16 protein-coding genes, 1 tRNA gene and 1 pseudogene are annotated in these 19,206 nt (G+C 71.3%); 9 read left to right on the forward strand and 9 right to left on the reverse strand.

Features of this window, described 5'->3' with window-relative positions:
* Nucleotides 1-221: 221 nt before the first annotated feature.
* Both FKN01_RS16205 and FKN01_RS16210 read right to left on the reverse strand, forming a co-directional pair.
* The gene (locus tag FKN01_RS16205) at nucleotides 222-1,445 is read right to left on the reverse strand and encodes an MFS transporter (RefSeq protein WP_143620978.1); all 1,224 of its coding nucleotides are present in this window, start codon (nucleotides 1,443-1,445) and stop codon (nucleotides 222-224) included.
* Nucleotides 1,446-1,521: 76 nt separating this feature from the next.
* Nucleotides 1,522-2,001: an Rrf2 family transcriptional regulator gene (locus FKN01_RS16210; protein WP_143620980.1), complete on the reverse strand. Its 480-nt coding sequence runs from the start codon at nucleotides 1,999-2,001 to the stop codon at nucleotides 1,522-1,524.
* Nucleotides 2,002-2,263: 262 nt separating this feature from the next.
* Here FKN01_RS16210 and FKN01_RS16215 point away from each other — a divergent pair, with 262 nt between their 5' ends.
* The 5 genes from FKN01_RS16215 (at nucleotide 2,264) to FKN01_RS16235 (ending at nucleotide 8,737) form a co-directional block, all read left to right on the forward strand.
* Nucleotides 2,264-3,946 (forward strand): carboxylesterase/lipase family protein, encoded by a 1,683-nt coding sequence (locus FKN01_RS16215; protein ID WP_260696912.1) that lies wholly within the window; start codon nucleotides 2,264-2,266, stop codon nucleotides 3,944-3,946.
* Nucleotides 3,947-4,160: 214 nt separating this feature from the next.
* A complete protein-coding gene (locus tag FKN01_RS16220; RefSeq protein WP_143620984.1) occupies nucleotides 4,161-5,333 on the forward strand; it encodes a 3-deoxy-7-phosphoheptulonate synthase in 1,173 nt (390 codons plus the stop codon).
* A 72-nt stretch (nucleotides 5,334-5,405) separates the two neighbouring features.
* Nucleotides 5,406-6,176: a 2,3-dihydro-2,3-dihydroxybenzoate dehydrogenase gene (locus FKN01_RS16225; RefSeq protein WP_143620986.1), complete on the forward strand. Its 771-nt coding sequence runs from the start codon at nucleotides 5,406-5,408 to the stop codon at nucleotides 6,174-6,176.
* A gap of 54 nt (nucleotides 6,177-6,230) precedes the next feature.
* On the forward strand, nucleotides 6,231-6,854 hold the full coding sequence (locus tag FKN01_RS16230) for an isochorismatase family protein (protein ID WP_143620988.1): 624 nt from the start codon (nucleotides 6,231-6,233) through the stop codon (nucleotides 6,852-6,854).
* A complete protein-coding gene (locus tag FKN01_RS16235) occupies nucleotides 6,851-8,737 on the forward strand; it encodes an anthranilate synthase family protein (protein WP_143620990.1) in 1,887 nt (628 codons plus the stop codon). Before FKN01_RS16230 ends, FKN01_RS16235 begins: the two co-directional genes overlap by 4 nt.
* Nucleotides 8,738-8,922: 185 nt before the next feature.
* On the opposite strand, the gene FKN01_RS16240 is transcribed toward FKN01_RS16235, so the two are convergent.
* Nucleotides 8,923-8,999 (reverse strand) — tRNA-Thr (locus FKN01_RS16240).
* A gap of 180 nt (nucleotides 9,000-9,179) precedes the next feature.
* On the opposite strand from FKN01_RS16240, the gene FKN01_RS16245 reads away from it, so the two are divergent.
* The 3 genes from FKN01_RS16245 (at nucleotide 9,180) to FKN01_RS16255 (ending at nucleotide 11,735) form a co-directional block, all read left to right on the forward strand.
* A complete protein-coding gene (locus FKN01_RS16245) occupies nucleotides 9,180-10,316 on the forward strand; it encodes an ABC transporter ATP-binding protein (protein WP_143620992.1) in 1,137 nt (378 codons plus the stop codon).
* A gap of 230 nt (nucleotides 10,317-10,546) precedes the next feature.
* Complete coding sequence (locus tag FKN01_RS16250) at nucleotides 10,547-10,978, forward strand: hypothetical protein (protein WP_143620994.1); 432 nt, start codon at nucleotides 10,547-10,549, stop codon at nucleotides 10,976-10,978.
* A gap of 46 nt (nucleotides 10,979-11,024) precedes the next feature.
* Nucleotides 11,025-11,735, forward strand: a complete 711-nt coding sequence (locus FKN01_RS16255; protein ID WP_143621097.1) for a nucleotidyltransferase family protein — start codon at nucleotides 11,025-11,027, stop codon at nucleotides 11,733-11,735.
* A 15-nt stretch (nucleotides 11,736-11,750) separates the two neighbouring features.
* Here FKN01_RS16255 and FKN01_RS16260 read toward each other — a convergent pair.
* The 6 genes and pseudogenes from FKN01_RS16260 to FKN01_RS16285 all read right to left on the reverse strand — a co-directional run.
* Nucleotides 11,751-13,067: pseudogene (locus FKN01_RS16260) on the reverse strand (DoxX family membrane protein); the annotation flags it as partial.
* 190 nt (nucleotides 13,068-13,257) lie between these two features.
* Nucleotides 13,258-14,214, reverse strand: coding sequence for a 23S rRNA (guanosine(2251)-2'-O)-methyltransferase RlmB (gene rlmB / locus FKN01_RS16265; protein ID WP_143620996.1), 957 nt, complete (start codon nucleotides 14,212-14,214; stop codon nucleotides 13,258-13,260).
* Between the two features lie 80 nt (nucleotides 14,215-14,294).
* Nucleotides 14,295-15,698 (reverse strand): cysteine--tRNA ligase, encoded by a 1,404-nt coding sequence (gene cysS, locus FKN01_RS16270; RefSeq protein WP_143620998.1) that lies wholly within the window; start codon nucleotides 15,696-15,698, stop codon nucleotides 14,295-14,297.
* 99 nt (nucleotides 15,699-15,797) lie between these two features.
* A complete protein-coding gene (gene ispF, locus FKN01_RS16275) occupies nucleotides 15,798-16,304 on the reverse strand; it encodes a 2-C-methyl-D-erythritol 2,4-cyclodiphosphate synthase (RefSeq protein WP_143621000.1) in 507 nt (168 codons plus the stop codon).
* Nucleotides 16,294-17,040: a 2-C-methyl-D-erythritol 4-phosphate cytidylyltransferase gene (gene ispD / locus FKN01_RS16280; protein ID WP_143621002.1), complete on the reverse strand. Its 747-nt coding sequence runs from the start codon at nucleotides 17,038-17,040 to the stop codon at nucleotides 16,294-16,296. The genes ispF and ispD overlap by 11 nt, the downstream gene beginning before the upstream one ends.
* 367 nt (nucleotides 17,041-17,407) lie before the next feature.
* Nucleotides 17,408-17,890 (reverse strand): CarD family transcriptional regulator, encoded by a 483-nt coding sequence (locus FKN01_RS16285; protein ID WP_006380568.1) that lies wholly within the window; start codon nucleotides 17,888-17,890, stop codon nucleotides 17,408-17,410.
* A gap of 609 nt (nucleotides 17,891-18,499) precedes the next feature.
* Between FKN01_RS16285 and FKN01_RS16295 the strand changes: the two genes are divergently transcribed.
* Nucleotides 18,500-19,150 carry a DUF461 domain-containing protein gene (locus FKN01_RS16295; RefSeq protein ID WP_143621004.1) on the forward strand — a complete coding sequence of 217 codons (651 nt, stop codon included), beginning with the start codon at nucleotides 18,500-18,502 and terminating at the stop codon, nucleotides 19,148-19,150.
* Nucleotides 19,151-19,206 lie beyond the last annotated feature (56 nt).

Genomic DNA, 19,206 nt, shown 5'->3' on the forward strand with positions numbered 1-19,206 from the left:
GACCTCTCGGTTTCGTCGACTTGTGGGCTCCTGACAGGGGCCTCTTGCGGGCCGCGGCGGCTGCGCCGGGTGGGCGCTCGTACCGGCCGGGGCCGTTGTCTCGAAAACCGGGCGGCAGGGTCCTTCTCCGTGCCGGTCGTTCGGTGTCGGGTGCTGAGGGGTGTTTCAGCGGGCGGTTCGGCGTGTTGCCGTGCGTGCTCGACCCGGACCTGCCGGGCGGTTCAGTCCGCGGCGGGGGCCTTCGTGCGAGCGGTGAGCTGCAGGAACAGCAGGGCGGCCAGGGCCAGTGCGGCCCCCAGTCCGTAGACCGCGGTCATCCCGGAGGGCAGTGCGATGCCGCCGAGCACGGTGCCAAGGCCGATGCCGAGGTAGATGGAGGAGGAGTTCAGCGACACCACCAGGGGTGCCTCGTGCGGCGCCACCTCGATCAGCCGGTGCTGCTGCGGCGGCGTCTGGCACCAGCTGCTCGCTCCCCACATCAGGACGAGCAGGCCGACCACGGTCTCCAGCGAGGCGTCGTTCGCCGAGAGCCAGGCCAGCAGGCCGAGCGAAGCGGTCATCGCGAGGTAGCCGAGGGTCAGCACCGGGCGGGAGCCCCAGCGATCGGTGGCGTAGCCGGCGGCGATGTTGCCCAGGACGGCGCCGAGTCCGTAGAGGAAGAGCATCAGCAGATGCGCGCTGTCGGGGATGTGCACCGAGCGCAGGGCCGGGACGCTGTAGGCGTACGCGGTGTAGCAGGCGCCCATGCCCAGGATGGTCAGCGGCAGCACCGCGAGCACGGCCGGACGGCGCAGCACGGCGAGCCGGGTGCGCAGCGGCACCCGCGCGTTGCCCGGCAGGGCGGGCATGATCAGCCGCAGACCGACGGCCACGAGGACGCAGAGAGCCGCGACGATGCCGAGGGCGGGGCGCCAGCCGAGCCAGTGGCTGGCCAGGTTCCCCAGCGGTACTCCGAGGGCGGTCGCCACGGTCAGACCGCCGATCACCACGGCCAGTGCCCGGGCCCGTAGTTCGGGCCTGACCAGTGCGGCGCTGACGGCGCCCGCGCTGGGGGTGTAGGCGGCCGCGCCGACGGCCGCGAGGATCCGGCTGATGATCAGCACCGGGAGATTGGGGGCCAGCGCGGAGCAGAGGTTGGCCAGGCCGAGCACGACGAGAGCGGTGACCAGCAGAGCCCTTCGCGGCAGTCGCGCGGTCGCCGTGGCCAGCACCGGCGAGAGCACGGCGTAGGCGGCGGCGAACACGGTGACGGACGCCTGGCCGGCCGCGGCGACGGAGACCTGCAGGTCGGCGGCGATCGACGGCAGGAAGCCGGCGACCACGAAGGCGTCCGTGCCCACCGCGAAGGTGCCCAGGGCAAGCACCAGGGTCGACGACAGCCCCTTCTGCTCGGCCGGGCCGGGTCCGGCGGGGGCCCGGTCCGACTTAATCGAGACATCTGACATCCGGAATCTCCCTCGAAGTGTGCTTGGGTTCCCGGCCGTTCGATTCGGCGCGAGAGTGGAACGCGCGGGGGACAGGTCAGCTGCCGGTGGCCGCGAAGTGGCGCCGGGCGCGCTCGGGGGACTTCGCAGGTGCGGTGGCCATCAGGTCCGCGACGGTCTGCGCGGTGAGCTCACGCCGCCAGGCCAGCTCGGCCCGGCGCATCGCCACCGCCACGCCGCAGCTGCGGCGGAACTCCCCGGCGGGAGCAGCGGCCGACTCGCCGCGCTGCCGGATCTCGGTGCAGCGGAAGACGCTTTCCCGGCCCTCGATGGCGGTGACCACGTCCATGAGCGTGATCCGCTCGGGCGGGCGCGCCAGCCGGTAGCCGCCGCGGACCCCGGGGGTCGACCCGAGGATGTCCGCCCGGACAAGTGCCTGCAGGCACTTGCTCAGGTACGCCTGCGGCAGGTCGAACCAGGCCGCGAGTTTCGCCGCGGGGACAGGGGTCTCCTCCCCCACCCACGCCAGGGCCAGACAGCAGTGCAGTCCCCACTCGACTCCCTCACCCATGTTCATAACGAGGACATTACATGTCCTGAATGGAGGTCCGCAGCCCTTCACCGAAAGTACGTCAGGTCAGCTCGGGTCAGGGCCCCTCGCGCCCGTAGTGGTTCGGTTCCGGTCCGTACTTGACAGACTCACCGGGCTCTCGTTGGCCGATGGCGGAGCTCGACCCCAACATTCCCGGGGTCACACCTTCGCCTTCGAGGAGAGCAACCGTGCAGGAAATACTCGCCGCGGCCGCACCGGCGGTCGCGCTCCGGCAGGTCTGGTAGCCGTGCAACGGCGAACCTTCGCGATCGGTACCGCCTGCGCCGCGTCGGCACTGGTGGGTTCCGCCGGTACGGCACGGGCGGCGGCCCGCCGCACCGGCACGGCTCGCGGCGCCCTGGCGCGCACCACCGCCGGCCTGGTGCAGGGCGAACGGATCGGGAACGTCTCGGTGTTCCGCGGGGTGCCCTACGCACGGCCTCCGGTGGGAGATCTGCGCTTCGCCGCGCCGAGGCCGCCGCGGCCGTGGAGCGGGGTACGTGAGGCGACCCGGTTCGCACCCACGGCCCTGCAGTCCACCGGCGGGTCGGGCAGCGAGGACTGCCTGTACGCGAACGTGTGGACCCCGGACACGGCCGGCCGTCGTCCGGTGTTCGTGTTCATCCACGGCGGCGGCTGGCGCACGGGCGCGGGCAGCCTGCCGACGTACGACGGGGCCCGGCTGGCCCGGCACGGCGGTCTCGTCGTCATCACCTTCAACTACCGGCTGGGAGCGTTCGGGTGGGGGCTGCACGAGGACCTGTCCGACCCGCTGACCGGCGACTGCGCCAACTGGGGACTCCAGGACCAAGCGGCGCTGCTGCACTGGGCGCAGCACAACGCGGCGGCCTTCGGCGGGGACCCGGCCAACATCACCCTGTGCGGCTCCTCCGCGGGCGGCAGCAGCGCCTGGCAGCTCTCCCTCCTGCCCGAACTGCGCGGGGTCGTGCGCCGGACGGTGCCCATCAGCGCGGCACACGCCTGGGCACCGGCCATCGGCCTGACCCCGGACGATGCCCGGCAGGCGTACGAGCGGATGGCGCACCGGCACGGCACGACGGTCCGCGGGCTGCGTGAGGTGCCGGCGCGGGCGCTGCGCGACTCGTGGCAGCAGCTGTTCTCCGGGGCGCCCGGGGACCGGGCGCTGAGCAGCGGGCGCGAGTACCAGGGCCCGGTACTCGACGGGCGGTGGATGCGGGGCAACGACAGCGACCTGCCCACGCCCTCCGTGCCGATGATGGTGATCGGGACCCACACGGAAGGTTCGTTCTTCACCGGCCCGAATCCGCCGACGCCACCGCCGACGCCGGCGCCCACCGACGCGGCCACCTTGCACGACGCCGTCCGCGGAGTGCTGCTCAAGGGCACGGCCGAGATCTCCGCCGCGCAGGTGGACGCGTGCATCGCCGCGTACCGGGAGGCCGCCGCCGCCGACGGGCTGTCCGACACCCCGCTCTCCCTGTGGACCGAGATCTGGGGGGACGGCCTCTTCCGGTACCAGGGGATACGTCTTGCCGAGCGCCATGCTCGTGTCGGTGGTACGCCGGTGTACGTCATGGACTTCGCGCACCCGGTCCGCGCGCCGTGGTTCGGCACACCGCACGAGGCCACGTCGAAGTTCCTCTTCGGGACGTACGCTCTCCCCGAGAACGTCGCGCAGCTCGGAGACGGTCCGCGCGAGGAGCGGGTGAGCCGCACGTTCATGGACCTGATCGCCTCCTTCTCCCACCACGGAGTGCCAAGCAGCCCCGCGGCCCCCCATTGGCCGGAGTTCACCCCGGGGCGCGCGTCCACTCTCGTCCTCGGCGGCACCGACCGGCCGCGGATCGGGCCCCTCCCCAAGAGCCGTCAGCTTCGCTACTGGGATCACGCCGGCTGGGTGCCGTCCGTGCGCCCGGTTCCCCGTACGAGCGGACCGGACCGCACATGACGTGAGGACGCCGCGCGCGGGCCCGGGCGCCGGGCCGCCGACCGCGTCCGCCAGAGGTTCCCCGGCGCCTGACCGCGGGCTGCCCGACCATCTGTTCACCGTCGAGCCGGGATGCGCCGCGGACCGGCCAGGACCGGGACCGCCGGTCCGCCCACCACCCCGGCCAGACCTGACACACGACGTTCCTACGCCATCTACGTCTTGGGAGATCTCCGTGGACAACGCCCTGCTCGACCTGCGGGCGAGGACCGCACTCCACCAACCGCCGTGGGAGAGCGAGGCCCAGTTGCGCTCGGTCCACGGCGAGCTCGCCGAGCGTCCGGGCCTGGTCCGTGCCGAGGACCTCGACACCCTGACCGGCCTGCTGGCCCGCGTCGCCACCGGGGAGGCGTACGTGATCCAGGCCGGCGACTGCGCCGAGGACCCCGACGAGTGCAGCGCCTCCGACGTCGCCCGGAAGGCAGCCGTCCTCGACCTGCTCGCCGGCACCCTGAAGATGATCACCCATGCGCCGGTGCTCCGCGTGGGCAGGATCGCCGGCCAGTTCGCCAAGCCCCGTTCCAGTCCGACCGAGCGGGTCGGCGCCGTCGAACTCCCCGTCTACCGGGGCCACATGGTCAACGCCCCCGAGCCCGACCCCGAGAGCCGCCGTCCCGATCCGCTGCGGATACTCACGGGGTACATGGCGGCCCGGGAAGTCATGGGCCATCTCGGCTGGTCCTCCCCGCAGGCGCGGCCGGTCATCGACCCCGTCATCTGGACCAGCCACGAGGCGCTGCTGCTCGACTACGAGGTCCCCATGCTGCGCAGGGACGCCGAAGGCCGTCTCTTCCTCGCCTCCACGCACTGGCCGTGGATCGGCGAACGCACCCGGCAGGTCGACGGCGCCCATGTGGCACTGCTCGCGGAGGTCGCCAACCCCGTGGCCTGCAAGGTCGGCCCCGGGATGTCCCCCGGGGAACTCCTCGCCCTGTGCGACCGGCTGGACCCGCAGCGCCGGCCCGGACGGCTCACCCTCATCGCACGCATGGGGGCGGACCGGGTCGCCGACCGGCTGCCGCCCCTGGTGGCGGCCGTGCGCGAGGCAGGACACCCCGCGATCTGGCTCAGCGACCCGATGCACGGCAACACCGTCAGCACGCCGGAGGGCGTCAAGACCCGCTGCACGGAGACAGTCGAGCGGGAGATCCGGGCATTCCAGGAGTCAGTGGTCGCCGAAGGCGGCGTCGCCGGCGGAGTGCACCTGGAGACGACCCCGAACGACGTCCGTGAGTGCGTGTCGCGCGAACAGTCCGCGGACCGGAGCGTCGGCACGTACACGACCTTCTGCGACCCACGGCTCAACCCCGGGCAGGCCGTTTCGGTGCTGACCGCCTGGCGCCGCTGACCGCTCGGCCCCACCGACCGGTGCCGGGCCGCGACCGGAAACCAGACCCAGACCCAGACAAGGAGTCACCTGGTGGAGAACAGGACAGCCGTCGTCACGGGAGCGGCAGGCGGCATCGGCCGAGCCGTGATCAGGTCACTTGCCGAACGCGGAGCGACCGTGGCCGCCGTCGACCGCGACGCGGAGGCCCTCGACGCCGCCGTGGCCGAGCTCAGGGCGGAGGGCCACGACGTCCATCCGTACGTCGTCGAGATCACCGACGCCGGTGCCGTACGCGAGCTGGTCGACACGGTCGAACAACGGCTCGGCCCCATCGAGTACCTGGTCAACGGCGCGGGTGTACTGCGCCTGGGAAACGTCCGTACGTTCAGCGCGGAGGACTGGGCGCTGACGTTCGCCGTCAACACCACCGCGGTCTTCCACGTGTCCCGTGCCGTCATCGACCGGATGATGGAACGCCGCCGCGGCTCCGTCGTCACGGTGGCCTCCAATGCCGCGAGCACACCCCGCGCGGGAATGGCCGCGTACGCCGCGTCCAAGGCCGCCGCGACCCTCTTCACCAAGTCCCTGGGCCTGGAGGCCGCTCCGTACGGCATCCGCTGCAACCTCGTCGCTCCCGGGTCCACGGACACTCCGATGCTGCGCTCCATGTGGCACGACGAGACGGGCCCGAAGCACACCGTGGAGGGCCGGCCCGAGGAGTTCCGGCTCGGCATTCCGCTCGGCAAGGTCGCCCAGCCCGAGGACATCGCCGCCGCCGTCACCTTCCTGCTCTCGGACGAGGCGTCCCACATCACCCTGCACGACCTGACCGTCGACGGCGGGGCGACGCTCGGCGCCTAGCCCGCCGGCTTCTGCCCCTGCCGCTTTCCGCGTTCCCGCATGTGAGAGGACTCCATGGCCGGCCTGCCCCCCATCGCCAGCTACCCGCTGCCGACCGCCGAATCCCTGCCTTCCCCCGTGCCGCAGTGGTCCATCGACCCGAGCAGGGCGCTCCTGCTCGTCCACGACATGCAGCGCTACTTCCTCGAACCGTTCGCGGCTCCGCTGCGCGAGGAACTGATCACCCGGGCGGCGGCACTGCGCGCGTACTGCGCGTCCCAGAACATTCCGGTCGCCTACACCGCGCAGCCCGGCGGCATGACCCCCCAGGAGCGGGGTCTGCTGAAGGACTTCTGGGGGCCGGGCATGCGTACCGCCCCCGAGGACCGGGAGGTGGTTGACGCGCTCGCGCCCGCTCCCGGCGACTGGCTGCTCACCAAGTGGCGCTACAGCGCGTTCTTCAACACCGATCTGTTGCAGCGGATGCGCTTCCACCGGCGCGACCAGCTCATCGTCTGCGGTGTGTACGCCCATGTCGGTGTGCTGATGAGCACCGTGGAGGCGTTCACCCACGACATAGAGCCCTTCCTGGTGGCCGACGCGGTCGCCGACTTCACCGAGGAGGACCACTGGCTGGCCCTCACCTACGCGGCGCGCCGCTGCGCCGTGGTCACCACGACCAAGGAGGTCACCGGATGACCAGCGACCTCCTCGGCCGGGTGCTCGCGCCGGACCCAGGTGCCTTCGCCCTGATACACCGTCCGGAGACCATCGGTGCGAGCCTGGTCGATGTGCTCCTCGGCACCGTGACCCTGCCCGGGACCCTCGCGGAGATACCGGTCCCGCAGGCGGCTGCCCCGACCGGAGAGCCGTACCAGGAAGTCCTCGCCCTCGTGCCCTACCGGCAGATCTCCGAACGGGGTTTCGCCTGTACCGACGACGGCTCCCCGCTGATCGCCCTCACCGTCACCGATCAGCAGCGCGTGTCGCTCACCGAGGTGCTGCGGCGCGTGCCCGACCTGCCCCTGGCGTTGCGCGACGGACACTTCGACGTGGACGACGACGCCTACGCGGACATCGTGCGCCGGGTGATCACCGACGAGATCGGCACCGGCAAGGGCGCCAACTTCGTCATCAAACGCTCCTTCACCGCCGAGATCACCGACTACGGGCTCGACCGGGCCCTGACGCTCTTCCGCCGTCTGCTGGAGCGGGAGCAGGGCGCGTACTGGACGTTCCTGGTGCACGCCGGTGAACGCACCTTCGTCGGTGCTTCCCCCGAACGGCACGTCAGCATGGCCGACGGTGTCGCCGTGATGAACCCGATCAGCGGCACCTACCGCTATCCCGCCACCGGCCCCACACTCGCCGGGGTCATGGACTTCCTCGCCGACCGCAAGGAGGCCGACGAGCTCTACATGGTGGTCGACGAAGAGCTCAAGATGATGGCGCGGATCTGCGAAGGAGGCGGCCGGGTCACCGGACCGTTCCTCAAGGAGATGGCCCGGCTCGCCCACACCGAGTACCTCATCGAGGGACGCACCGACCGTGACCCCCGGGACATCCTGCGCGAGACCATGTTCGCACCGACCATCACCGGCAGCCCTCTGGAGAGCGCCTGCCGCGTCATCGTCGGCTATGAGCCGCACGGGCGCGGTTACTACAGCGGCGTCGCCGCGCTGATCGGCCGGGACGCACGAGGCCGACGCACCCTCGACTCGTCGATCCTCATCCGCACGGCGGAGATCGGGAACACGGGGAAGGTCAGGATCGGCGTGGGGGCCACCCTCGTACGCCACTCCGACCCGCGCTCCGAAGTCGCCGAGACACGGGCCAAGGCCGCGGGGCTGGTGGCCGCGTTGCAGGACGGCACTCCGGCCCGGCTCGGCGAGCATCCGCAGGTGCGTGCCGCGCTCGCCGAACGCAACGGCTCGATCGCCGACTTCTGGCTCGCCGACCTCGCCGAGCGCGGACTGTCCGTCCCCGAACTGGCCGGGCGGCGGGTTCTGGTGGTGGACGCGGAGGACACCTTCACCTCGATGATCGAGCAGCAGCTCAAGTCCATGCGGATGAAGGTGACGGTCCGCCGTTTCGACCAGCCCTACACCTTCGACGACCACGACCTCGTCGTGATGGGGCCCGGCCCCGGGGACCCGCGCGAGACCGGCGATCCCAGGATCGAGCATCTGGGCAGGGCGGTCCGGACCCTGCTGCGGGAGCGTCGCGCCTTCCTCGCCGTCTGCCTGAGCCACCAGGTGCTCAGCCTGGACCTGGGCCTCACTCTGCGCCGCAGGGCCGTTCCCAACCAGGGTGTGCAGCGGAAGATCGACCTCTTCGGTTCGAGCGAGCGGGTCGGCTTCTACAACACCTTCGCCGCACACAGTGCCGCAGACACGTTCCAGGCGCCGGACGGCACAGTCGTCGAAGTCAGCCGGGACAAGGACACCGGAGAGGTGCACGCGCTCCGTGCCCCGCGCTTCACCTCGATGCAGTTCCACGCGGAATCCATACTCACCCAGGACGGTCCGCGCATCGTGGCCGAACGCCTGACGGAGCTCGCCCGGGGGATGCTCGTCGCATGAGCGGCGCGACGGATGAGCGAGTTCTTCGTGCCCACTCCCCCGGCCCCCGATCCGGGCCCCGAATCCGGCCCTGCCGAGACCAGAAGCCGAGACCCCCGACACCCGAGCGGCCCGCACCCGGCGCCGCCGCCGCATCCGCTGATGACAAAACCCCAGGCCGGAGCGCGTCCGTCCTGGGGTTTCGGTGGAGCCCCCTGTCGGATTCGAACCGACGACCTACGCATTACAAGTGCGTTGCTCTGGCCAGCTGAGCTAAGGAGGCGTGCCGGAGCAGTCTAACCAACCCGGCCGCCGGCACAGTGCGGAAATCTCACAGCCATGGAACTACTGACAGATCCGAAACCGCCAGGTAGCGTCCTTGCAGGTTCACTCCGATGGACCAGACCACTCCCTTACAACGGATCGTCCGGCACGTTCCTGCCGGTGGAGGAGAAGAATCAGCATGGCCAGTGTCACGTTCGACAAGGCGTCCCGCGTCTACCCCGGCTCCACGAAGCCCGCGGTCGACCAGCTCGAGATCGACATCGCGGACGGCGAGTTCCTCGTCCTCGTCGGTCCCTCCGGTTGCGGCAAGTCCACCTCGCTCCGCATGCTCGCGGGTCTTGAGGACGTCAACGGCGGTGCCATCCGCATCGGTGACCGCGACGTCACGCACCTGCCGCCGAAGGACCGGGACATCGCCATGGTGTTCCAGAACTACGCGCTGTACCCGCACATGACCGTCGCGGACAACATGGGCTTCGCGCTCAAGATCGCCGGTGTCAACAAGACCGACATCCGGGCGAAGGTCGAAGAGGCCGCCAAGATGCTGGACCTCACCCAGTACCTGGACCGCAAGCCGAAGGCGCTCTCCGGTGGTCAGCGCCAGCGTGTGGCGATGGGCCGCGCGATCGTGCGTGAGCCGCAGGTCTTCCTCATGGACGAGCCGCTGTCGAACCTCGACGCCAAGCTCCGTGTCTCCACCCGTACGCAGATCGCCTCGCTCCAGCGCCGCCTGGGCATCACGACCGTGTACGTCACCCACGACCAGGTCGAGGCCCTGACCATGGGCGACCGCGTCGCGGTGCTCAAGGACGGTCTCCTCCAGCAGGTCGACACGCCGCGCAACATGTACGACAAGCCGGCGAACCTCTTCGTGGCCGGCTTCATCGGCTCCCCGGCGATGAACCTGGTCGAGGTCCCGATCACCGACGGCGGCGTGAAGTTCGGCAACAGCGTCGTCCCGGTCTCCCGCGAGGCGCTGACCGCCGCCGCGAACCGCGGCGACACCACCGTCACGGTCGGCATCCGCCCCGAGCACTTCGACATCGTCGAGCACGGCGGCGCCGCCGCGAAGTCCCTCACGAAGGACTCCTCGGACGCCCCGGCCGGCCTGGCCGTCTCGGTCAACGTCGTCGAGGAGCTCGGCGCCGACGGCTTCGTCTACGGTGCCGCCGAGGTCGGTGGCGAGCACAAGGACCTGGTCGTCCGCGTCGGCGGCCGTGCCATCCCGGAGAAGGGCACCAAGCTGCACGTCGTGCCCCGCCCGGACGAGCTGCACGTCTTCGCCACGTCGACCGGCGAGCGCCTCACCGCCTGACGTCGCACACGCTGTACGGTGGCCCCGCACGATCTCCGTGCGGGGCCACCGCGCGTCGCGGGAAGGGTTCGAAGCGGCGGAGGCGTTTAAAAGCCGCAGGGGCGAATTCCCCGCCAGAACGGTCATTTCGGCCCCGTTCGTCAACGCGCGATTCGAAAAGCACGCTCGAACCGTCCCCCGCGAGGGTGACGTAATGTCGCCGCGCTGTCACCGGCCGCTACGCTCGCTGCGTGACCCACACCGTGCGCCGTATCGGCCGAACTCTCGCTTTCGTACTGCCCGTCGTCATGGTCCTGTCCGGGACCCTCGCGGTCACCGCCGTGCCGTGGGCAGCCAGCAACTCCGACTCGCAGCTCCTCGCCGCGTCGGCCCGTACCGTCTCCGACGCCAAGGGTGCCGAGGCCGCGGTCAAGCCGCGCGCCCCGCAGGACGTCCTGCGCGACCGGCTCGTCCAGGAGCTCCGCGCCAAGGACCCGGGCGTCGCGCTGACGGAACTCCAGCGCGCCGTGGAGGGGCGCCCGTCGCTCGCCAAGCACTGCATGTCCATCGCGAAGACCCTGGGCAAGGCGGCCGTCGAGAAGTACGGCCCGACGCGCGCGCACCGCTTCTCGCGCCCCGTCTGCGACACCTCGTTCGCCTCGGGCGTCGCCCAGTTCAGCTGACCGACGCGACACTTCCCGCTGCCGGGCACGGCCTATCGTGCCTGGCATGCATACGTTTCCGACGCAGGCCGTGATCCTGGCGGGTGGCCAGGGGTCACGGCTGCGCCCGTATACCGATGACCGCCCCAAGCCGATGGTCGAGATCCCGGGGACCGGGACGCCGATCATCGGCCATCAGCTTTCCTGGCTGGCCGCCGAGGGCGTGACCGACGCCGTGGTGTCGTGCGGGCATCTGGCCGAGGTGCTCCAGGAGTGGCTGGCCGACGCGGTGCTGCCGCTGCGCGTGACGACGGTGGTGGAGTCCGAGCCGCTGGGACGCGGCGGTGGCCTGAAGTACGCGGCGGCGCGGCTGCCCGAGCCGGACGAGCCGTGGTACGCGACCAACGGGGACATCTGGACGCGGTTCTCGCTGCGCGAGATGGCGGCGTTCCACGCCGAGCGCGACGCGACGGCGACGCTGGCGCTGGCGCGGCCCCGGATTCCGTGGGGTGCGGTGGAGACGGACGCGTTCGGGCACATCACCGACTTCATCGAGGCACCGCCGTCGCCGTATCTGATCAACGCGGGGGTGTACGTGTTCTCCCCCGCGTTCACGGGAATGCTGCCGGACCGGGGCGACCACGAACGGACGACGTTTCCGCGGCTGGCCCGGGAGCGCCGGCTGGCGGGTTACCCGTTGCCGCATGGGGCGTACTGGCGGGCGATCGACACCGCGAAGGACCTGACGGAGGCCGCCAAGGAACTGGACGGGCGGTAGGACATGGAAGCGGGGCGCGGTGCTGTGGGAGGGGGGGGGCTGCCGGCTGGTGGGGCTCTTGGACGCCTTGCCCTTGCGGGACTCGTCGGGGAGGGGGGCGCCGGGGAGCTGGTTGGTGGGGACGCCGTTCGGGCCGGGGACGGTGACGACCTCGGTGGAGCGGACGGCACCGCCGAGAACGGAGCCGATGAGCAGGGTGAGGCCGACGACGACGCTGGCGACGACGGCGCCCCGGCGCAGGACGCGGCGGCGCAGGTCCCAGATCTCGGAGCGGGGGCCGAGCTTGCGCCAGGCCTCGCCGGCGAGCCGTCCGTCGATGGAGTAGACGGGGGCGCCCGCGATGATCAGGGGGCTCCAGGCGGCGAGGTAGATGATGTCGGGGGCGTCGTAGGCGGCGACGGTGCGCCAGCTGACGGTGACCAGGAGGGCGGCGGACAGCAGGGCGCCGACGGTGGCGGCGACGCGCTGCCAGAGCCCGAGCACGGTGAGGACGCCGACGACGACCTGGAGGAAGGCGATCGAGAGCCCGGCGCCGACCGGGTGCGCGAGTGCGAACTCGCGCAGCGGCTCGGCCAGTGCCCACGGGTGGAGCGAGTTGAGCCACTTGACCATGGAGCCGCGCTCGCCGCCGTCGAAGTAGACGGGGTCGCAGAGCTTGCCCATGCCGGCGTAGATGGAGATGAAGCCGAGGAAGACCCGCATCGGCAGGAGGACGACGCCGAGGTTCATCCGGCGGCCCGGGTAGTACGCGTGGCGCACGTCGTCGGCGCCGCCCTGGCGCCGGCCGTGGGCCTCCTCGTCGGTGAGGTCGACGGCGGGCGCGTCGTCGTACGGGCCCCGTTCGTCGTAGCCGTCCGCGCCGTACGGGCCGGGGTCTACGGGGTCGTAGGCGCCGACCGCCCGGCGCATCGGGGGCAGCAGGGGGCCGCCGGGGCGGGGTGCGCCGATGACGGGGTTGGGCTGGGTCTCTTCGAGGGAGGACTCGTCGAGACGCGGGATGACCTGGGTGCCGGCGCCGCCGCGTCCGTGGTCGAACTCATAGGAGGCGTACGGATCGTAGGGGTCGTACCCGGCCTCGGGAAGGCCGGCGGTGGAGTTGCGTACGGCCTGGAGGAGGCCGGTGGCGCCGGGGTCGCCGGGGGCGGACTTGCCGCTCCAGACGACGGGGGCGCGGCGGCCGCGGCCGGCTCCGGGGGCGCTCATGGCGGGAATCCTGGGCGCGCCGGCGGGGGTCACACCGCGCAGCCGTGCGCGCTGGCCGGGGGCGAGCTGCACCCGGAAGCTGGCGTGGTTGACGATGACCTGCGCAGGGTCGCAGTCCACCTTGGTCATGCTCAGGGCGGGTAGTTCGTCGAACCGAGGCGTTCTGGTGTCCACACTCATCTAACCGAGTGATGTGTGATTAGGACACTGCCTTGACCGCGCCGAAGGTGTCCGAGACCCGTCAACAGGTGGTGGGGGGTTGCGCGGGGGCGCGTGCACGTGCGCGCGCGCCCCCGGGTGGCCCCTCGGACGCGTCCGGTCAGGCGCGGCGGCGCGCCACCTCGTACATGACGATGCCGGCGGCGACACCGGCGTTGAGGGACTCGGCGCCGCCCGGCATGTTGATGCGGACGCGGTAGTCGCAGGTCTCGCCGACGAGGCGGCCGAGGCCCTTGCCCTCGCTGCCGATGACGATGACGACGGGTCCGCCGAGCGCTTCGAGGTCCTCGACGGTGTGCTCGCCGTCCGCGGCGAGGCCGACGACCGCGATGCCCTCCTTCTTGAAGGCTTCGAGGGCGCGGGTCAGGTTGGTGACCTTGGAGACGGGGGTGCGGGCGGCGGTGCCGGCCGAGGACTTCCAGGCTCCGGCGGTCATGCCGGCGGCGCGGCGCTCGGGGACGACGACGCCGTGGCCGCCGAAGGCGGAGACGGAACGGACGATCGCGCCGAGGTTGCGCGGGTCGGTGACGCCGTCGAGGGCGACGATGAGCGGGTCCTCGCCGTTGTCGTACGCGGCTTCGAGGAGGTCCTGCGGGTCGGCGTACTCGTAGGGCGGGACCTGGAGGACGAGGCCCTGGTGGTTGAGCCCGCCCGTCATGCGGTCGAGCTCGGGGCGCGGGGCCTCCATGAGGTTGATGTTGCCGCGCTCACCGGCGAGCTGGAGGGCGTCGCGGACGCGCTCGTCGTTGTCGATGTACTGCTGGACGTAGAGGGTGGTGGCGGGGACGCCGTCGCGCAGGGCCTCGTAGACCGGGTTGCGGCCGACGACCATCTCCGAGGTGCCCTTGACGCCGCCGCGCCGGGGAGCGGGGCGGCGGGCGGCGGCCTGCCTGGCCTGGGCGTTGGCGACGCGGTTCTTCTTGTGCCCCTTGCGGGCGGAGGCGGGCGGGGTCGGGCCCTTGCCTTCGAGGCCCCGGCGTCGCTGGCCACCGCTGCCGACCTGCGCGCCCTTCTTGTTGGACGTGCGGCGGTTCCTGCGCTGGCTGTTCCCGGCCATGACCTACCTGTTTCGTTGCTTCGGTCGTGCGTACGTATAAGTGCAGTGTGCCGCCCGGCGGACCGGGCGGCATGTGGTGGCTACTGGCGGGGGCCGAGTGTCCACCGGGGGCCGGACGGGCTGTCCTCGATGACGAGTCCGGACTGGTTGAGCTGGTCGCGGATGGCGTCGGCGGCGGCCCAGTCCTTGCGGGCGCGTGCGGACTGCCGCTGGTCGAGGACGAGGCGGACGAGCGTGTCGACGACGCCGTGGAGGTCGTCGCCGCGGTCGCTCTCGCCGGCCCAGTGGTCGTCGAGCGGATCGAGGCCGAGGACGCCGAGCATGGCGCGGACCTCGGCGAGGCGCGCGACGGCGGCCTCCTTGTCGTCGGCGGCGAGGGCGGAGTTGCCCTGGCGGACCGTGGTGTGGACGATCGCGAGGGCCTGCGGGACGCCGAGGTCGTCGTCCATGGCTTCGGCGAAGGCGGGCGGCACCTCGGCGGCGGGGGCGACGGTCTCGCCGGCCTTCTCGGTGACGCGCTGGATGAAGCCCTCGATGCGGGCGAACGCGGACTCGGCCTCGCGCAGGGCCTCCTCGCTGTACTCGATCATGGACCGGTAGTGCGGGGTGCCGAGGTAGTAGCGCAGGACGATGGGGCGCCAGGTCTTGACCATCTCGCTGACCAGGACGGAGTTCCCCAGCGACTTCGACATCTTCTCGCCGGACATGGTGACCCAGCCGTTGTGCACCCAGTAGCGCGCGAAGTCGTCGCCGAACGCCTTGGCCTGGGCGATCTCGTTCTCGTGGTGCGGGAAGATCAGGTCGATGCCGCCGCCGTGGATGTCGAAGGCGGTGCCGAGGTACTTGTGCGCCATGGCGGAGCACTCGAGGTGCCAGCCGGGACGGCCGCGGCCCCAGGGGGTCTCCCAGCTGGGCTCGCCGGGCTTGGACGCCTTCCACATGGCGAAGTCGCGCTGGTCGCGCTTGCCGGTCTCGCCCTCGCCGGACGGCTGGCGCAGGTCGTCCAGCTCCTGGTTGGACAGCTCCAGGTAGCCGGGGAACGAGCGCACGTCGAAGTAGACGTTGCCGTCGGAGGCGTAGGCGTGGCCGCGCTCGATGAGGCCGCGCATCATCTCGATCATCTCCGGGACGTGCCCGGTCGCGCGCGGTTCGTAGGTGGGCGGGAGGCAGCCGAGCGCGTCGTAGCCCGCGTTGAACGCCCGCTCGTTCTCGTAACCGATGGACCACCAGGGGCGGCCCTGCTCACCGGATTTGGTGATGATCTTGTCGTCGATGTCCGTGACGTTCCGGACGAACGTCACGTCGTAGCCGCGGTGGGCGAACCAGCGGCGCATGATGTCGAAGTTCAGTCCGGACCTGATGTGCCCGATGTGCGGGGCGGCCTGGACGGTGGCGCCGCAGAGGTAGATCGAGACACAGCCCGCTGTGAGCGGGACGAAGTCACGGATCTGCCGGGCGCTGGTGTCGTACAGGCGAATAGTCACCCCTCAAGGGTAGTGGGCCCGCACCAGTGCCCCGCGCCCCTGTGGACAACACGGGCACGGTTGTTACGGGGGGCGGGTGCGGGCGTCCGGGCGCGGGGGTCAGCCGGTGCGGTAGACGAGGGCGGTCGCGAGGCCGGCGATGCCCTCGCCGCGTCCGGTGAAGCCGAGTCCGTCCGAGGTGGCGGCGGACAGCGAGACGGGGGCGCCGACGGCGTCGGACAGGACCCGCTGCGCCTCTTCGCGCCGCTTGCCGATCTTCGGGCGTACGCCGACGACCTGGACGGCCACGTTGCCGATCTCGAAACCGGCCGCGCGGACGATACGGGCGGCCTCGGTGAGCAGGGTGACCCCGGCGGCGCCGGACCACTCGGGGCGCCCGGTGCCGAAGTGCTGCCCGAGGTCGCCGAGGCCGGCGGCGGAGAAGAGCGCGTTGCACGCGGCGTGGGCGACGACGTCGGCGTCGGAGTGGCCGGCCAGGCCGGGGCCCTCGCCGTCCCAGCGCAGTCCGGCGCACCACAGCTCGCGGCCCTCTTCGAAGGCGTGGATGTCGGTGCCGATGCCGACGAGCGGGATCACCGGCGCGGGGGCGGGGGTCTCAGAAGCCATCGTTGGCCCTCCTGCGTGCGAGAACCGCCTCGGCCAGGACCAGGTCCAGGGGGCGGGTGACCTTGAATGCCTCTTCGTGTCCGGGGACGACGACGACGGGCGAGCCGAGCTGTTCGACCATGCCGGCGTCGTCGGTCGCGCCCTCACCGCTGACGGCGACCTGCTCGTGGGCGCGCAGGAGGGTGGCCCGGTCGAAGCCCTGCGGGGTCTGTACGGCCCTGAGCCGGGCGCGGGCCGGGGTGCCCAGCACCGGTTCGGGCGCGCCGGGGGCCCCGGGCTCGACCTCCTTGACGGTGTCGGCGAGCGGCAGTGCGGGAACGACGGCGGGGGCGCCGTCGCGTACGGCCTCGATGACGGCGTCGACGGTGTCCACGGGCACCAGCGGCCGGGCGGCGTCGTGGACCAGGACGGCGGAGATGGTGTCGGGCAGCGCGTCGAGGCCGCACTTCACGGATGCCTGGCGGGTGCCGGCGCCGGGCACGACGACGAAGTCGGTGCGTTCGGGCAGGGCGTACTCGTCCAGGAGGTTGCGGACCTCGGCGGTGCCCTCGGGCGGTGCGACGACGACGACCAGGGACACGTGCCGGGAGGCCGCCATGGCGCGGACGGCGTGGACGAGCATGGGCGTACCGCCGAGCGCGCGGAGCGCCTTGGGGGCGCCGGGGCCGAGCCGTACGCCGCGGCCGGCCGCGGGGATCACGGCGGCCGTGCGGTAAGGACGCGGTTGTTCAGACATCGGTTGCACTCCGAGGCTTCGGCATGTTTGTGTCCACGGCCGACGTGGGTATGGCCACAAGCGAGCCGGGCGCTGCGCCATGACTCGACCGGGACCCTTTCCGTGACCCCGGGCGAGCCGGGACGGGCCCCGGCCGTTCGGGGTCGGTCTCGCACGCCGGGTTCAGCGGAATCGCGAGCAACGTACCAAGGACGTGTACCGGGGGATCGTCGGCAAGTGGCCGGAATTCGCCGTTGGGTCGCCGGGCAGTGTGTCCGGACATGCCGCAGCGCCCGACGACACAGCGTGAATACGGCTGGTCAGCGGGCACCGCGGCACATTATCTACGGCCGGTGCGATCCGGTCGTCCCGACCGGTGCCATCCGGTTCAGGATGCGAGGACCTCGTCGAGGAGAGCCTCGGCCTTGTCCTCGTTGGTGTTCTCCGCGAGAGCGAGCTCGCTCACCAGAATCTGGCGGGCCTTGGCGAGCATGCGCTTCTCACCTGCGGAAAGTCCGCGCTCGCGCTCACGACGCCACAGGTCGCGCACGACTTCGGCGACCTTGATGACATCGCCGGACGCGAGCTTCTCGAGATTCGCCTTGTAGCGCCGGGACCAGTTCGTCGGCTCCTCGGCATACGGTGCGCGCAGCACCTCGAAGACGCGGTCCAGCCCTTCCTGCCCGACTACGTCGCGCACGCCCACGAACTCCGCATTGTCCGCCGGCACACGCACCGTCAAGTCGCCCTGAGCGACCTTGAGCACCAAGTAGGTCTTGTCCACGCCTTTGATCTGGCGAGTTTCGATAGCCTCGATCAGCGCGGCCCCGTGATGGGGATAGACCACGGTGTCGCCAACCTTGAACGTCATGTGACAGGTACCCCTTCCGTGGCTATCAAGCGTAACACGAGAATCGCTACTCCTGAATGGCGTTTTCGCAGGTCAGGGCATATCTCGGGGCTTGACAAGAGAGACGGGGACGTGCTGCGGAGGGCGCGCGGAGGACGGTATTCGCAGGTCGGAGCCGCTGTCCGGCGACGGAGAAACGCGGACGTTACACACCCTCCAGCTCACTTCGAAGGGGTCGAACGTCCCGTTTTGTCGGGTTCCGCTTGCCGCACTTTCCGTAGTCCGTTCGGTGATGGGTCACTCGTTCGGACGTAAGTGCCGATGGCCAATGAAATTGATCAACGTACGGCCCCGGCGGGGATTATGCGCAATGAATGCGCCACCGTCCGTGAACAGCCACGAAGCCCGGGACGAACGCGTGGCCGGAATTTGATCAAGCGCGTTATGTGAAGGGACCGCGAATGTCCGTACGCGTCCGAGCCCCGCGATCACGGGCCCCTCAGGGGCGGGTCGGGTGCGGGGCGGCGAGGAGGGCTCGGTAACCTGACCGCTGACAGACCCTTAGGGCGCCTTTACCCCAGGCGCCCGACCCGTCCGTACCGTCCGCACGTTCAAGGAGTTGCCGCCGCCGTGAGCCGCAGCCTTCGACACGGCGCCCTCGCCGCCACTGCCATCGCGTTCTCGATCACCGCGCTCACCGCATGCGGCGCGGGCAACAACGCGCAGACGCTCGAAGTCCGCCCGGACAACGCCTCCACCCGGTCCGGCGACATCAAGATCCAGAACGCCAACGTCATCACCCAGCCCGAGCGCGACGCCGAGGGCCCGGCGGTCGTCACCGCCACGCTGTTCAACAACGGCAACAAGCCGGAGACCCTGGACTCCATCACGCTGAAGGGCGGCAGCGGCACCGTGCAGCTGCACCCCGCCGAGGGCTCGGGTCCGGTCGTCGTCCCGGCCGGCGGCCGGGTGATCCTCGGCGGCCAGGGCAACGCCTCCGCCGTGATCGAGAACGGCGGCGAGGCCACGGAGAACGGCAACGTGCAGCCGCTCGTCTTCAAGTTCAGCCGTACCGGCGACATCTCGCTGGGCGCCTCCGTCGTCCCGGCGACCCACTACTTCAAGGACTTCGGCCCCAGCGCGCTGCCCGAGCCGTCCACGTCGCCGGACGCCTCGCCGTCCGGTTCCCCCTCCGGCTCCGCGTCGCCGGACTCGTCGGAGAGCCCGTCCGGCGAGGCGACGGCCTCGTCCTCGGCCTCCGAGTCCGGCCAGCCCGGCTGAGCCGCACCCCGCACCGCACATGGCCGAGGCGCCTTCCCCGCCGGGGGGCGGCGCCT

Origin of the sequence: Streptomyces sp. 130 (assembly GCF_007096885.1) — a bacterium.
GTDB lineage: Bacteria > Actinomycetota > Actinomycetes > Streptomycetales > Streptomycetaceae > Streptomyces.

What these genes read in the sequence shown, in the direction of transcription:
- FKN01_RS16205 (WP_143620978.1), bottom strand. Translation starts at nt 1,445, where the DNA reads ATGTCAGATGTCTCGATTAAGTCGGACCGGGCCCCCGCCGGACCCGGC.
- FKN01_RS16210 (WP_143620980.1), bottom strand. Translation starts at nt 2,001, where the DNA reads ATGAACATGGGTGAGGGAGTCGAGTGGGGACTGCACTGCTGTCTGGCC.
- FKN01_RS16230 (WP_143620988.1), top strand. Translation starts at nt 6,231, where the DNA reads ATGGCCGGCCTGCCCCCCATCGCCAGCTACCCGCTGCCGACCGCCGAA.
- FKN01_RS16235 (WP_143620990.1), top strand. Translation starts at nt 6,851, where the DNA reads ATGACCAGCGACCTCCTCGGCCGGGTGCTCGCGCCGGACCCAGGTGCC.
- FKN01_RS16245 (WP_143620992.1), top strand. Translation starts at nt 9,180, where the DNA reads ATGGCCAGTGTCACGTTCGACAAGGCGTCCCGCGTCTACCCCGGCTCC.
- FKN01_RS16255 (WP_143621097.1), top strand. Translation starts at nt 11,025, where the DNA reads ATGCATACGTTTCCGACGCAGGCCGTGATCCTGGCGGGTGGCCAGGGG.
- rlmB (WP_143620996.1), bottom strand. Translation starts at nt 14,214, where the DNA reads ATGGCCGGGAACAGCCAGCGCAGGAACCGCCGCACGTCCAACAAGAAG.
- ispF (WP_143621000.1), bottom strand. Translation starts at nt 16,304, where the DNA reads ATGGCTTCTGAGACCCCCGCCCCCGCGCCGGTGATCCCGCTCGTCGGC.
- ispD (WP_143621002.1), bottom strand. Translation starts at nt 17,040, where the DNA reads ATGTCTGAACAACCGCGTCCTTACCGCACGGCCGCCGTGATCCCCGCG.
- FKN01_RS16285 (WP_006380568.1), bottom strand. Translation starts at nt 17,890, where the DNA reads ATGACGTTCAAGGTTGGCGACACCGTGGTCTATCCCCATCACGGGGCC.